9 protein-coding genes are annotated in these 15,109 nt (G+C 33.0%); 4 read left to right on the top strand and 5 right to left on the bottom strand.

The genetic code is table 11. The features are described 5' to 3' along the window. Nucleotides 1-6: 6 nt before the first annotated feature. Nucleotides 7-1,614 (top strand): gamma-glutamyltransferase, encoded by a 1,608-nt coding sequence (gene ggt, locus E0E45_RS01220; protein ID WP_130889466.1) that lies wholly within the window; start codon nt 7-9, stop codon nt 1,612-1,614. 123 nt (nt 1,615-1,737) lie between these two features. Here ggt and E0E45_RS01215 read toward each other — a convergent pair whose 3' ends face one another. After that, the gene (locus tag E0E45_RS01215; protein WP_130889465.1) at nt 1,738-3,075 is read right to left on the bottom strand and encodes a Na+/H+ antiporter NhaC family protein; all 1,338 of its coding nucleotides are present in this window, start codon (nt 3,073-3,075) and stop codon (nt 1,738-1,740) included. 388 nt (nt 3,076-3,463) lie between these two features. On the opposite strand from E0E45_RS01215, the gene E0E45_RS01210 reads away from it, so the two are divergent. From E0E45_RS01210 to E0E45_RS01200, 3 genes are read left to right on the top strand one after another with little or no spacing between them, the layout of a single operon-like run. After that, on the top strand, nt 3,464-4,558 hold the full coding sequence (locus tag E0E45_RS01210; protein ID WP_172604127.1) for a 1-aminocyclopropane-1-carboxylate deaminase/D-cysteine desulfhydrase: 1,095 nt from the start codon (nt 3,464-3,466) through the stop codon (nt 4,556-4,558). Between the two features lie 11 nt (nt 4,559-4,569). Continuing rightward, nucleotides 4,570-6,156: an N-acyl-D-amino-acid deacylase family protein gene (locus E0E45_RS01205; RefSeq protein WP_130889463.1), complete on the top strand. Its 1,587-nt coding sequence runs from the start codon at nt 4,570-4,572 to the stop codon at nt 6,154-6,156. An 18-nt stretch (nt 6,157-6,174) separates the two neighbouring features. Then, nucleotides 6,175-8,238 carry a sigma-54 interaction domain-containing protein gene (locus E0E45_RS01200; protein WP_130889462.1) on the top strand — a complete coding sequence of 688 codons (2,064 nt, stop codon included), beginning with the start codon at nt 6,175-6,177 and terminating at the stop codon, nt 8,236-8,238. Between the two features lie 149 nt (nt 8,239-8,387). On the opposite strand, the gene xdh is transcribed toward E0E45_RS01200, so the two are convergent. From xdh to ssnA, 4 genes are all read right to left on the bottom strand, one after another. Further along, a complete protein-coding gene (gene xdh, locus E0E45_RS01195) occupies nt 8,388-10,958 on the bottom strand; it encodes a selenium-dependent xanthine dehydrogenase (protein ID WP_130889461.1) in 2,571 nt (856 codons plus the stop codon). 17 nt (nt 10,959-10,975) lie between these two features. Beyond that, nucleotides 10,976-12,073: a 4Fe-4S binding protein gene (locus E0E45_RS01190; RefSeq protein ID WP_130889460.1), complete on the bottom strand. Its 1,098-nt coding sequence runs from the start codon at nt 12,071-12,073 to the stop codon at nt 10,976-10,978. Nucleotides 12,074-12,167: 94 nt separating this feature from the next. Next, complete coding sequence (locus E0E45_RS01185) at nt 12,168-13,520, bottom strand: nucleobase:cation symporter-2 family protein (protein ID WP_130889459.1); 1,353 nt, start codon at nt 13,518-13,520, stop codon at nt 12,168-12,170. A 27-nt stretch (nt 13,521-13,547) separates the two neighbouring features. Then, nucleotides 13,548-14,873: a putative aminohydrolase SsnA gene (gene ssnA / locus E0E45_RS01180; protein ID WP_130889458.1), complete on the bottom strand. Its 1,326-nt coding sequence runs from the start codon at nt 14,871-14,873 to the stop codon at nt 13,548-13,550. Between the last annotated feature and the right edge of the window lie 236 nt (nt 14,874-15,109).

Below are 15,109 nucleotides of genomic sequence, written 5' to 3'. Positions count from 1 at the left end.
AATAAGATGTTAAAATTTGATTCTACTATTTATCCATATCCATCAAGAAGAAATGTGATGTATGCTAAAAATGGTATGGTGGCAACTGGATCTCCACTTGCTGCACAGGCTGGACTTGAAATACTAAAAAAAGGAGGAAACGCAATCGATGCTGCTATTGCCACTGCTGCTGCTCTTACTGTTGTAGAGCCTACAGGTAATGGAATAGGTGGAGATGGATTTGCTATCCTTAGTGTAAATAATAAAATGTATGGACTTAATGCCAGCGGTCCTTCACCAAAGCTTATTGAAGCTCAAGACCTTTTAAACAAAGGATTGAAAGAGATGCCTAAATATGGATTTATTCCTGTAAATGTACCTGGAATACCTAAAGCTTGGGCAGAATTAAGCAAGAAATTTGGAAAACTTCCTTTAAGTGAAGTTGTAGCTCCAGCTGTAAAGTTAGCAAGAGAAGGGTATGCTGTACCTGTAAATGTTGCTAAACTTTGGAAGAAAGCAGCTGTTAACTTTGGAAAAGAAGAGGGAGAAGAATTTAAACCTTGGTTTGATACTTTTACTCAAGATGGAAAATGTCCTGAGATAGGAGATATAGTAAGACTTCCTGATCATGCAGATACTTTGGAAATGATAGGTGATACTTATGCAGATGCTTTCTACAAAGGAGAGCTTGCAGATAAAATAGATGCATTCTCTAAAAAATATAATGGATACCTTAGAAAAGATGACTTAGAGGAGTTTGAAGCAGAATGGGTAGAACCTATTTCTGTAAAATATCATGGATATGATGTTTATGAACTTCCACCAAATGGACATGGAATAAGCGCTCTTATGGCACTTAATATTCTTGATAGATTCCAGTTTGAAGCGAGAGAAACAGTAAGATCATATCATACAATGATAGAAGCAATGAAACTTGCATTTGTAGATGTACAAAAATATGTAGCTGATCCTAGATTTATGAAAGTAACAGTTGAGCAGCTGCTATCTAAAGCATATGCAGAGGATAGAGCAAAACTTATAGGAAATACAGCAATAATGCCAGAAGCAGGAGATCCATTCTGTGGAGGAACTGTATATCTTGCAGCAGCAGATAATGAAGGAAATATGATATCATATATTCAAAGCAACTATATGGGATTTGGTTCTGGAATGGTAGTACCAGGAACAGGAATAGCTCTTCATAACAGAGGAAATAACTTTAACCTTGACCTTGAAAGTGCAAACTGTGTAGGACCAGCAAAAAGACCATATCATACAATAATTCCTGGATTCCTTGGAAAAGATGGAAAAGCTGTAGGCCCATTTGGAGTAATGGGAGGATTTATGCAGCCGCAAGGACATGTACAGGTAGTAACTAATACAGTAGATTTCCTAATGAATCCACAGGCAGCATTAGATGCACCAAGATGGCAATGGGTAGGAAAGAAAAATATAGAACTTGAACATGGAGTTCCTGAGCATATAGCATATGAGCTTGCGGCTATGGGACATGATATAAAAGTTCTTTATGATCCACTTATGATGGGAAGAGGAGAGATCATCTGGAGAATGGAAAATGGAGTTCTTGTAGGAGGAACTGAACCTAGAACAGATGGACATATTGCTTTATACTAAAATAAAATTTTAATAAGAAAATGGTGACAAATTAATTTATCTTTTTGTCACCATTTTTTATATTATCAACACTTGTATAAGTAAAATTAAAACTTTTTACAATATTTTATATTATCCTAACTGTTAAACTCCTGCCTGACTTTTTATATATTCCTTCTCTTCCTTAGTACGAAGAAGTCCAAACTGTATTGTAATAATTACTGCTAAAAGTAAGAAGTAACAATAGAAATTATACTTAACAACTTCAAGTGGATTCAATGCTGCATAGAATCCAGATAATGTCAGCATACCTCCAGCATGTGGAGCAAGTCCATGAACTGCACAGGCAAATATATCCATCAAACTTGCATTACGTTTAGGAGAAATATGATGCTCATCTGCAATATCTTTTGCTATAGGTGCTGTTATCATTATTGCAATTGTATTATTAATAAGTGCAAAGTCCAATATTCCTGCCATAGCTCCAATACAATATTCCGCCCCTTTACGAGTTTTAACATTTCTGCGAAGTACTTTTATAAGCCATTCAATTCCTCCATATTCCTCAATCAATCCAATAAGACCTCTTAAAAGCATTGCCACTATTGCAGTAGACATCATTCCAGACATTCCTGTCCCAATAGACTGAACAAATGTTATCATTGTCATAGTTCCAGCAAACATACCAACAATTCCTGCAAAGAATGTTCCTGAAACAAGAACAACAAATACATCCATTCCCTTAACTGCTGCTGCTATTACATAAATATAAGGCAAAATAAGCAATATATTATATGGAAGTGTTTCTGAACTTATTGTTACATGACTTCCCACCATATAGTAAAGTATTGCAGAAACTATAGCTGCAGGTAAAGCAATAGTAAAGTTCATTTTAAATTTATCTTTCATTTCACATCCAGCACCTTTAGTTGCTGCTATGGTTGTATCTGAAATAATAGATAAGTTATCTCCAAATAATGCTCCACTATAAACAGCTCCAAAAAACATTGGAATACTTGTTCCTGTTGTTTCTGCAATTGCTAAAGCAATTGGAGCTATTGCAACAAGAGTCCCTGAAGATGTTCCAATAGCAGTTGCAACAAGTGATGAAATTATAAATATTCCTGGAAGCACAAAGCTTGTTGGTATAAAAGAAAGCCCCATATTTACAACACTAGCTACTCCCCCCATTTGTTTTGCAACCCCTGCAAAAGCTCCTGCAACCAAGAAAATCATACACATCATTACTACACCATCATTACCTGCTGCAACGCAAAACTTTTTCATTTTAGTTTCGAAAGGCATCTGTCTATACATTAAACAGGCTACTATAATTCCAATAAATATTGCAGCATGACGTGGAAATAGATTCCATGCATTACTTACACCAGTTATTGTAAAATAGCATCCACTTCCCAAGTAAAGAATAAGGAAAACCAACATAGGAATAAAAGCAGAACCCCCTAATTTCTTTTCTTTCATAAATATCTCTCCTTTTATATGTTTTATATAATTCTTTTACTTTGTTAGAAAATTTTGAACATAAACTTTCTATTTACCATTTGTCTATTATATAAGCAACTCTTATGCCAAAATTTATTAGATTTCTCAATTAAAGAAGAAATTAAAAATTAAATTAAAATCAACAATCTATTTTTTTCCAAAAATATATAACTGTATCTTCAAAAATAAGGATTATAAAAATATAAATTGGAGTAATAAGGATATAAATAGGATAAAATAAAATTAAACAGGATATTTAACCTGTATAATAAAATACCCTTGACATGTTATTTTTTCCCACTTATAATACAGTTGAACATAAACTTAAATATTTGCCTTAATATTTTTTTAAAGGCGGATGATTATAATGAAAATAGAAAATTTAAAAAAAGCTAATGTTGGGTATACTAATACTCCTCTTGAATTTATGGAAAAACTTTCTAAAAAACTTGGCAAAGGAAACTTATATATTAAACGTGATGATATGTCTGGACTTGCTTTAGGAGGAAACAAAACCAGAAAGCTTGAATATCTGGTTCAGTATGCTATTGATAATGGATATACAGCACTTATGACATTTGGTGGTGTTCAAACAAATCATGGAAGGCTTACTGTTGCAGCAGCTGTGAAATATGGACTAAAACCTATTTTGGTTTTAAAAGGTAAGAAACCTGATTATCTGTCAGGAAATCTTTTGCTTGATAGATTGATGGGAGCAGATATTTATTTTGTTGATTACTCATCTGCTGAAAATCTGCCAAAAGATGAACGTCACTTTGCTGAAAAAAAATTCTTACAGGAATGTGCAGATAAAATTGTAAAAAAATATGAAATGCAGGGAGAAAAAATATTGAGCATTCCTGTAGGAGGTCAAGGAGTTATTGGCTCTGCAGGATATGCAATGTTTGTCCCTGAAATCATGAAACAGATGAAAGAGCAGGATATCACTGCTAAATATCTTGTATGTGGCTATGGTTCAACAGGTACCTTTGCTGGTTTATGGGCTGGAGCAAAATATTTCAATGCTCCTTTTGAGGTTATTGGTATTCCAATAGAACCTGATTATACTCCTATAGAAGATACTGCAAAATCAATCAATGAAATCAGTAAATTCTTTGATATGGGATTCACATGTAAAAAAGAAGATATTCATCTCGAAATAGGTAATGAGGCAATTCCTTATGGGGGTACTAATTACAATGAACCTGATATAGAAACTCAAAAAAATATAGAACTTATGGCTTCTACTGAAGCAATTATACTTGACCCTTGCTATACTGGAAAAGTTTTCAGAGGATTTGTGGATTTAATAGAAAAAGAAATAATTCCAGCAAATGAAAATGCTGTATTACTTCATTCTGGAGGTGCTCCTGGTTTATTTGGAAAAGAACATTGTGATTCTTTACAAAAATTATTATGGTCAGATGAAGAAAAAGATCATGTGACAGTTATGAAATTATAAGGGGTGTTGCTATGTATAAACTAATTAAAAATGGTTTAATTTATGATGGAACACTGGAAAATAAACCTTTTATTGGAGATATTCTCATTAAAGATAATATTATTGAAAAAATAGATAAAGATATAGAGTTTGAAAATGCTGAAATCATAAATGCGAAAAATAAAATTGTCACTCCAGGATTTATTGATATTCACAGACATTGTGACTTAGCAATTTTCAAGGAAGATTTTGGAAAAATTGAACTAGCTCAAGGAATAACCACTATTGGAACTGGTGTCTGTGGCTTTTCCTTTGCTCCATATACAGAAAAATCTAAAGGTTTATACGATTATTCTGTCCCAACACATGGCTATCCAGTTAAGGATACAAAATATTCAAAATTAAGTGACTACATCAGTGACTTGAAGTCTATAGACAAACCTGTTAATATTTCAACACTGCAAGGTACTGGAGCTGTGAGGCTTGCAGTAAAAGGATATGATACTTCTCCTTTTACTGAAACAGAAATGCTTAAAGCTCAGGAATATATAAAAGAAGCTGTTGATCTTGGAATAAAGGGGGTTTCATCTGGTTTAGTATATCTCCCTGAAGTCTATAATACTACTGAAGAAATGAAAAGGCTTTTTGCTCCATGCAAAGGAAAAAATATGATTTACATGCCTCATATGCGTGATGAAGCTTCCAAGCTTGTAGAAGCAGTTAAAGAAAGTATTGAGATTGCACAGGAAAATGATATGGCTCTTCATATAAGTCATTTAAAAGCATTGGGACCAGAAAACTGGAATACAATACTTACTAAAGCAATTAATTTAATAGAAAATGCTCAAAAGAATGGAATGGATATTACAGTGGATTTTTATCCTTATCATGGAACAGCCACTACATTAGCAGCAATTCTTCCAGTTTCTTTTCTTGATAGAAATTTTGATGATATTTTAAAAAATATTACCTCAAAAGAAAGCATGGAAAAGATGCGTTATTGCTATCAAAATCCAGGTCCAAATGATGAGAATATCAACCCTGATTTTCGTTGGTCACATTCTATGATCAGTAGTCTTTCTAAAATAGAAAATAAAAAATATATAGGAAAAACTATTCATCAATGTACTGTTGAATCTGGCTTTAAAGATGAGATAGAATTTATATCTTGTTTACTTGAAAGTGAAAATGGAAAAGTAGGAATTGTTGGTTTTAATATTTCTCCAGATGACATCATAAAAATTGCTAAACTTCCTTACTCAATTGTAATTTCAGATGCTTTGTATGATGAGAGTGATACTCCTCATCCTAGAAAAATGGCTGCTTTTACTCATTTTCTTAAATACTATATTAAAGATTTAAAAATTCTTTCATTACAAGAAGGTATACATAAAATTACACAAATGCCTGCTAAAAGGCTAGGTTATGAAAAACGTGGAGTCTTAGCTGAAGGAAATTTTGCTGACATACTTATTTTTGATATTGATAAACTTGGAGATAATGCAACTTTTGACAATTCTAATCATCTTTCTACAGGAATGAATTATGTCCTTGTTAATGGAGAAATTACATGGAAAGATGAAAAGTTAATTGGAAAATATGGAGAAGTTCTTCATTAAGATGGGGAGGATATACTAATGAAAAAATCAATAGGTATAATTTCTAAAGCTAGTTCTATTGCCAACTTTTATAAAGATATCTTATCTCAGGTTTTTACTGATAATATTGATATATATACTTACAGTATTGAAGAAAAAACTTTGAGAATGATTCATAACTGTGATTTATATCTTTTATCAGCTACTAGTGATGATATTAAAAAAAATAAATGGGCAGAACCATTTTTACCTCCAGAATCTAAAACTGTTAGAGCTGATATTGTTTTCTCCAAAAAGGCAGTTGATATTTTAAGAAAATATCCTATTGGTACAAAAGCATTAATAGTAAATCAGAATAAACATATGACAATGGAAAGTCTATCTCAGTTAACTCATCTGGGAATATCCAACATCGAATTTTTTCTCTACTATCCCAAAATGAAAAAAGTACCTCCAGTTGATCTTGCTTTTGCTACTGGTGAAAAGGAACTTATTCCAGCTAAAATAACTAATTGTGTAGATTTAGGATGCAGAAAATTATCAATCAATACTATTTATGAAATAGCTCTAAAATTAAATCTTAATTTTGTATTAAAGGGTAGAGAGTTTGAAAACTATGTCAATTCTTTGGCTGTAAAAGATTATTCCCTTCAAAAGATTTCATACAACAATCTTACTACTGAATTGAAACTTGAGGCTATACTTAACTCCTTAGATTCAGGAGTAATTGTTATGGATGAAAAAAATGATATTTCTATGATAAATGAAACAGCAAAAAATCTTTTACAACTTAATTCTAATATTATTGGAAAATCTATCAAAGAAGTTTTTCCGTGGCTTACAACTGACCCTTTACCTGTACTTATTGATGAAAATTCAAAGCTTATCAAAATAGAAAATAATGAGATCAGTGTGTCTATAATGCCCCTCCTTTTAAAAAATCAAATTCTTGGTAATTTTGTTTTATTAGAAAAATTTGATATTTCTGAAAAAAAGCAAAATGCTTTGCGGATTCAAAAAATCAAAAAAAAATCTTATGCTAGATTTACATTTGATGATATTATTGGAACAAGTCCTGCTATCCAGTCAATAAAAGAAATAGCTATACGAATGGCTGCTAATAATGGCTCTATAATTCTCGAAGGAGATAGTGGTGTAGGAAAAGAAATGTTTGCTCAGGCTATCCACAATGCTTCTCCCAGAAAAAATGCAGCTTTTGTTGCAATAAATTGTGCTGCTCTTCCTGAAACCCTTCTGGAAAGTGAACTTTTTGGATATACTGAAGGTTCTTTTACAGGAGCAAAAAAAGGAGGAAAAATTGGACTTTTTGAATTTGCAAATGGAGGAACATTATTCTTAGATGAAATTGAATCAATGAGCCCTATGATGCAGGTAAAATTATTGAGAGTTTTACAAGAAAAAGAAATAGTTAAAATAGGAGCTACAGAACCAATCAGTATAGATGTAAGAATAATCTCATCTACCAATGAAAATATAGTTGAAAAAATTATGCAGTCAAAATTCAGAAAAGATTTATATTATCGTTTAAATGTAATCCCAATTCGCATTCCATCATTGAAAGAACGAAAAGAGGATATTTTTTCACTTATCAAATACTTTCAAAATGAATTAAATACAAGCTTTGAATTAACTGATACAGTTAAATCTATATTTTTAAATTATCCATGGCAGGGTAATGTGAGAGAACTGCGAAATTTAATTGAATATTTTTCTTGTTTAAATATTCCTAAGATAGATTATTCTCATTTGCCAGAAGCATTTCAAAACAGCTTAATCCAAAATCATATAAAAGTAAATGTTAAAAAATCAGGAAACAGCAGTTCCAATTTAAAACTTCTTCCTCAAGAACTGGCTGTTTTACAAGTCTTAGAAAATCGTTATTCATATGGAAAAGGATTTGGAAGAAAAGGAATTATAAAAGCATGTGAAGAAATAGGCTGTCTTATCACTGAGCATGAAGTTCGTGAAATATTAAAAAAATTTCAAAAAGAAAAATATGTAAAAGTAAATAAGGGAAGAAGTGGAACTTATTTAACTGAAAAAGGAAATAGCATTATTAAAAAAATAATTTCATCCAATTAATAATAAAATATACTCACCCAAAATCTTAGACAACTAAGCTAGAGAGTGTTTTTATTTTGAGATTCATATTTTTTCAATTATATATACAAAAATAAACTGCACCTTTCTTCTTACCATCTAAGATTTCAGGTGCAGTTCATTTTTAATTTTTATTTTCTGTATGCTGTTTTTTGTAGAGGAAGAGAAGTTCTAAACTCTCCATCATACTTAAAATAAGCATTTTGAACAGCTGGTGCTGTAGGGATAACAACTATTTCTCCTACACCCTTTGCTCCATAAGCTAATTCTGCTCTATTTTTTTCTACTATTACAGCTTCAATTTCTGGAGTATTTGTAGCTCTGAATAATCCAAGAGTTCCAAATTTTACTTTAGGTACTCCTTTTTCCACAGGCATAATTTCAGTAAGTCCATATCCAAGTCCCATAACTACTCCACCTTCTATCTGTCCTTCTAAAGCTTTTGGATTGATAGCACGGCCTACATCATGAGCTGCGGTCACTTTCTGAACTTTTCCATTTTCATCCAATATCACTATTTGAGTAGCATATCCATAAGCCACATGACTTACAGGATTAGGCTTATCTGATCCCATTTTATCTGTAATTCCTGAATACTGTCCTTCATAATCCCAGCCTTCTAGTTCTTCCAATGTTTTTGTTTCAAGCTGTTTCTTTAGTTCAAGAGAAGCTACCCTTGTTGCCTCCCCTGTAAATACTGTCTGCCTTGAAGCTGTTGTCGTTCCACTGTTAGGAGTTATTCCCGTGTCTGGAGAATCAACTACTACCTTATCTGCTGTAAGTCCTGTAGTTTCACACAACATCTGCAGACAAACTGTTGCCATTCCCTGCCCTATGCAAGCTGCTGATGTTCTTATTCTTACTTTTCCCTTTTCTATAGTAAGTCTGCATTTTCCAATGTCTGGAAGTCCTACTCCTACTCCTGCATTTTTCATTGCACATGCAATTCCTACTATCTTATTATTAAAATATTCATCCTTTACAGCTTCAAGAGTTTCTACCAGAGCTGTTCCCTCATCAGCTATCTGTCCATTTGGAAGTACCTGTCCTGGTCTGATAGCGTTTCTGTATCTTATTTCCCATGGAGAAAGTCCTGTAAGTTCTGCCAGCTGATTTATATTTGCCTCTATAGCGAAAGCTGATTGGGTAACTCCAAATCCTCTGAATGCTCCTCCTACAGGATTATTTGTATAAACAGCTATTCCTTCTATATCAATATTCTGATAATTATATGGTCCAGCTGCATGAGTACAGGCTCTTTGCAGTACAGGACCTCCCAATGAAGCATAAGCTCCTGTATCAGCATATATCTTACATTTCATTCCTGTAAGTATACCATTTTCATCACAGCATGTAGTCATTTCTATTTTCATAGGATGTCTTTTAGTACTTATATTTATGCTTTCCTGTCTACTCAAAGTTACCTGAACAGGTTTTTTCAAAACATATGCAAGAAGAGCTGCATGATGTTGTACAGACATATCTTCTTTTCCACCAAATCCTCCACCTACATATGCTGATTTTACTCTTACCTGATCTCTTTCCAATCCTAGAAGTCTTGCTATTTCTCTTTGTTCATCATATACTGATTGGCTGGAAGTATGTATTTCTATACCTCCATTTCCATATGGCATAGCAAGAGCTGACTCAGGCTCCAAATAAGCATGTTCTGTTGCAGGTGTTTCATATACATTTGTTACCTTATATTTTGAATTTAACAGAGCCCCTTCATAATCCCCTCTTTTCAATACCTCTCTTACCAAAACATTATTAGGTTTAGAATGGATAAGAGGAGCTCCGTCAGCCATGGCATCTTCTATTGTGAACAATCCCTCAAGTTCTTCATACTCTACTTTTACAAGTTTTTTAGCTTCTTCCAATATTTTCTTATCTTTGGCAGCAACCAATGCTACTGCATCACCAATATATCTTGTTATACCTCCAACTGGTATGAGGGCATCCCAGTCAGAGATAAATTCCAAATGTCCTATATTATTTTTTCCTGGAACATCTGCTGCTGTGAGTACACCAAGAACTCCATCTAATTTCAAAGCTTCACTGTAGTCGATAGACAGTACCTTTGCTCTAGGATATTTTGTTCTCACTGCACTTCCATAGTACATTCCATCTTCTTTGTAGTCCTCAGCATATTTTGCTGTTCCTAATGTTTTTACAGCTCCATCTACCCTTGGTACATGTGTTCCTACTAAGCCTGCACACTGTGTTTCTGGAACTTCTTTATTTTCTCTGAACAATTCTGCTGCTAAAAGTATTGCTTCCTCTATCTTAACATATCCTGTACATCTGCAGATATTTCCAACCAGAGCTTTTTTTACTTCCTCTCTGGTAGGAGCAAGTGTCTTTAGAAAAAGACTTTTTGCTGCTATAACCATTCCTGGAATACAAAATCCACACTGCACTGCTCCACACTCAGTGAAAGCATAGGCAAAAACTGATTTATCTCTTTCTGAAAACCCTTCTATAGTTCCTATCTCTTTACCATCTATTTTCTTAGTGGTAAATATACATGATTTCATTGCCTTTCCATCTATAAGTACTGTACAAGTACCACAGGCACCTTCTTTACATCCATTTTTCACTGAAATAAGTCCCAAATCGTCCCTAAGGAAGTCTAATAAATTTTTATCTTGGGAAGTTTCTATCTTCTGCCCATTTACTATAAAAGTGTATACCTCTCCCATATTTCCCTCCATTATTTTTATCTAGCTATATCCATAGCTTTTGTAGGACATTTAGAAACGCATACTCCGCATCCAAAACATTTATCCTTATTAATAACAGCTTTTTTCTCAATTATTTCTATTGCTTTATATCCACACACAGTTTTACAGACTCCACATCCTATACATTTATCTGCTGATACAACTGGAGGATTTGTAATATAGTTAGCTTTTTCTCTTTCAGCTAAGTATTTTATTGTTACTCCTCTTATTTCATCTAAAGAATTATATCCATGTTTATCAAGCCACTCATTTGTTTCTTTTGCTATTCTTCCAAAAGCTTTAGGTCCTTCAATTATTCCCTGAGTACATACTTGAACTGCTGCTGCTCCTGCCATTACCATCTCTATAACATCTGCTCCACAAGTAACTCCACCTACACCAAATACTGGGATTTTTACTGCTTTTGCAAGTTCATATACAACTCTTAATGCTATTGGTTTTATAGCTGCCCCTGACATCCAACCATACCCTGTTGCACTTCCCATAAATGGTTTTCCAGTTTCTATATCTATTGACAGACAAGGACCTACTGAGTTAATAGCTACTAATCCATCTGCTCCATTTTCTTCTAAAATTCTTCCTACTTCTCCTAAATTCTCTACTCCTGGAGATACTTTCATAAATACTGGTTTTTTAGTAAGTTCCTTTGCTGCTCTCAATGTATTCAGCATAGGAGTAAGATCTCTTCCTACATAATGACTTGAAATTTCATAAGCATCTGCATATTTATCAAGCATAGGTATAAGGGTTCTAATATCAGATTCTACATATCCCATTCCTATTATTAATGGTTCATTATTCACTTTACATTTTTCATATTCTTCTGCCACCCAATGTTCCACTGAAAGCTCAGACCATAATTCTGTATTAAGAAATAGTTTCCCTTTAAAATCATGCATACATGGTTTTGGCACATTTGCTGGAACTGCTGATACAGTTTTTGCAACTACTCCTGCTGCTCCATTTTCTACACATGCTCTACATGCTTCTGCATCTTTTGAAGGTGGTCCTGCTGCCACTATCACTGGATTCTCATATTCTAAACCTGCTATTTTAACTCTTATATCTGCCATTTTTCCTCCTAAAATTACATTTTAATTTTTATATTTTAATTTTTTTATTTTCTCTAATTTTTTACTTTTCTATTCTTTACTTCCTAATTCTTTCTTACTTTTCGCTCTTCCCTAGTTCATTAAAAACTATATTCAGTATCAATACTGAAAGACATCCTAAAGTTACAGGACTTTGAAAAAGAATTTTTCCCCATCCTGGAAAATGTTTAAAAAACTCTGGTACTGCTATTGGTATAAGAGCTATTCCTATACTAGCAGCAACTATCATAAGATTTTTATTTCCATTGTAGTTTACTTCTCCCAGTCTTTTTATTCCATTAGCTGCAACTATACCAAACATTATTATTCCTGCTCCCCCTAATACTGGTTCTGGAATAGATGTAAGTATATTTATAAGTTTAGGAAAAAAGCTCACTGCCAGAAGCATTACTCCTGCTGCTGTTCCTACAAAACGGCTTGATACTCCTGTTATTGCAGCTATTCCTACATTCTGACCAAAAAGTGAGTGTGGAAATGTATTAAATATTCCACCTAATACTGAAGAAAGTCCATGGGCTCTCAATCCAGCTACCAGTCTTCCTTCATCTTTTTCATCAACCTTACAAATATTACTTAGATTCAGCTGATTTCCAGTTGCATCTGTCATAATTACCAACTGTACCAAAAACAATGACAGTACTGCTGTTATATCAAACTTTGGCATACCAAAATACAATGGTGTATTGAGATTAAAAATTCCTACTTCAGAAACATTTGAAAAGTCTACCATGCCCATAGGGATAGCTATTAATGTCCCTGCAATTATTCCCAAAAGAATAGCTATATTTCCTAGAAATCCCTTTGATATTTTTTGAATTCCCACTATTATTATCAAAGTTATTCCAGCCAGAAGAATATTTTTAAAGTTTCCAAAATTCTCTGCTGAAGGATTTCCTCCTCCTATCCATTTTATAGCTACAGGTATAAGAGATAATCCCATACATGTAACTACTACTCCTGATACAAGAGGTGGAAAAAATTTCAATAATTTTCCAAATACTGGAGCTACAACTATACAGAATACTCCTGAAATAATAGTTGCTCCCATCATCACCTGTATTCCCATTACAGGATCTGCATCTCTATAGGCAACTCCTACAGCTGAAAGAGCTGCTACTCCTGCAAAACTCACTCCTTCCACCATTGGAAGTTTTGAACCTATATTTTTTCCAATACCTAAGGTCTGTATGATAGTTCCCAATCCTGCCATCATAAAAGATGCTGCTACCAATATACTGATTTGATCATATGTCATTCCTAAAGAATTTCCTAAAATGATAGGAACTGCCATAGCTCCTGCACACATTGCTGCTATATGCTGCATTCCAAAAAGAAAAAGCTCTTTTGGGCTCAGCATCACATCTGTCAAGCTAATTTGTCCTATATTTGCTGTTTTGATGTCCATCATTAAAATACCCCCAACCCATAATTTATATTACATTCTATTCCATAATTTCTGTGCTGTTTCCCTTGAATGTCCAAATATTCTTTTTTCATCTGCTGTAAATAATTTTCTATCTTTCATTATTATTTTTCCATTAATTATAGTTGTCACAACACTTCTTCCCATCATTCCAAAAAGTATGTGTCCATTAATATTATTTCCATCCATTGGAGTAAGAGGATCATAATCTACTACTATAACATCAGCCAAAGCTCCTGGTTTGATTATTCCAATAGCTCCTTTGAAATATTTTTCAGCTATTTTTCTATTATTTTCAAACAGTGCTGCTGGTACTTCTCCCCATGCAGCTGATGGATCTTTCTTTTCATGTTTATGTAATATATTAGCTACTTTCATAGACTCAAACATATCACTTGTATATCCATCTGTTCCTATTCCTATATTTATTCCTTTAGCGAACATTTCCAAAAATGGTGAACATCCTACTGCATTTCCCATATTAGATTCTGCATTATGTACCACATTTGTTTCAGTATCTCTAAGGATATTCATTTCATTTTCATCTACATGTATACAGTGAACTGTTATGGTTTTATCTCCAAGAATATTGAAATCTCTCAATCTTTCAACTACTCTCTTATTATATTTTTTCAATGAATCTTCCAAATCAGCTTTTCCCTCTGCTGTATGTACATGATATCCAGCATTAAGTCCTTCCATTTCTTTATTACATCTTTTTAAAGTTGCATCTGACAGTGTGAAAGAAGCATGAAGTCCAAACATTCCTTTTATCATATTTTGAGAATCTGTGTTATATTTTTTTATAAAGTCTATATTCTCCTTTATTCCCTCTTCCATTATTTCTATTCCATCTCTATCAGAAACTTCATAACAAAGGCATGTTCTTACTCCTAATTTATTTGCTGCCTCTGCTATCGTTTCCAGACTTCCAGTTATAGAATAAGGACTTGCATGATGATCAAATACTGTTGTTACTCCATTTTTTATACAATCTATATATGTTGTAAGAGCACTGTATTCAACATCTTCCAGATTTAGTTTCTTATCCAGTTTCCACCAAAGATTTTCAAGTATCTCTACAAAATCTTTTGAAGGCTTTCCATTAGATTTCATTCCTCTAGCAAATGCACTGTAAATGTGATGATGAGTATTTATCAGTCCAGGCATTATTATTTTTCCTTTGACATCTTCAATTTCTTCAGTGGGATATTTTTTCATCATATCTTCAGTATTACCTAAATCTACTATTTTTTCTCCCCTTATAACTATACTTCCATTTTCTATGTATGGTCTTTCAATATCCTGAGTTATTATTCTTCCATTGATTAATATCAAAATATTCCCTCCTGTTTTATTTACTTGTTAACTTTAAAAGCAATATGTATGCCAATACTATAAAAATATACAAATTCCTTCACAGCCACTTTATTTTTCAATATTAATATAAAAATCATTTAAATTTTATAAAATTTAATCAATAAATTCTTTCTCATTATCATAATGATAAAAAATAAATATCATTTTGATAAACTTCCGTTTCAGTTTTTTAAGTTATATGGTATAATTGTTTA

Origin of the sequence: Fusobacterium ulcerans ATCC 49185 (assembly GCF_900683735.1) — a bacterium.
In the GTDB taxonomy this organism is placed as follows: domain Bacteria; phylum Fusobacteriota; class Fusobacteriia; order Fusobacteriales; family Fusobacteriaceae; genus Fusobacterium_A; species Fusobacterium_A ulcerans_A.
The sequence above is the reverse complement of the archived record's forward strand: the minus strand, read 5'-3'. Positions and strand labels throughout refer to the sequence as shown.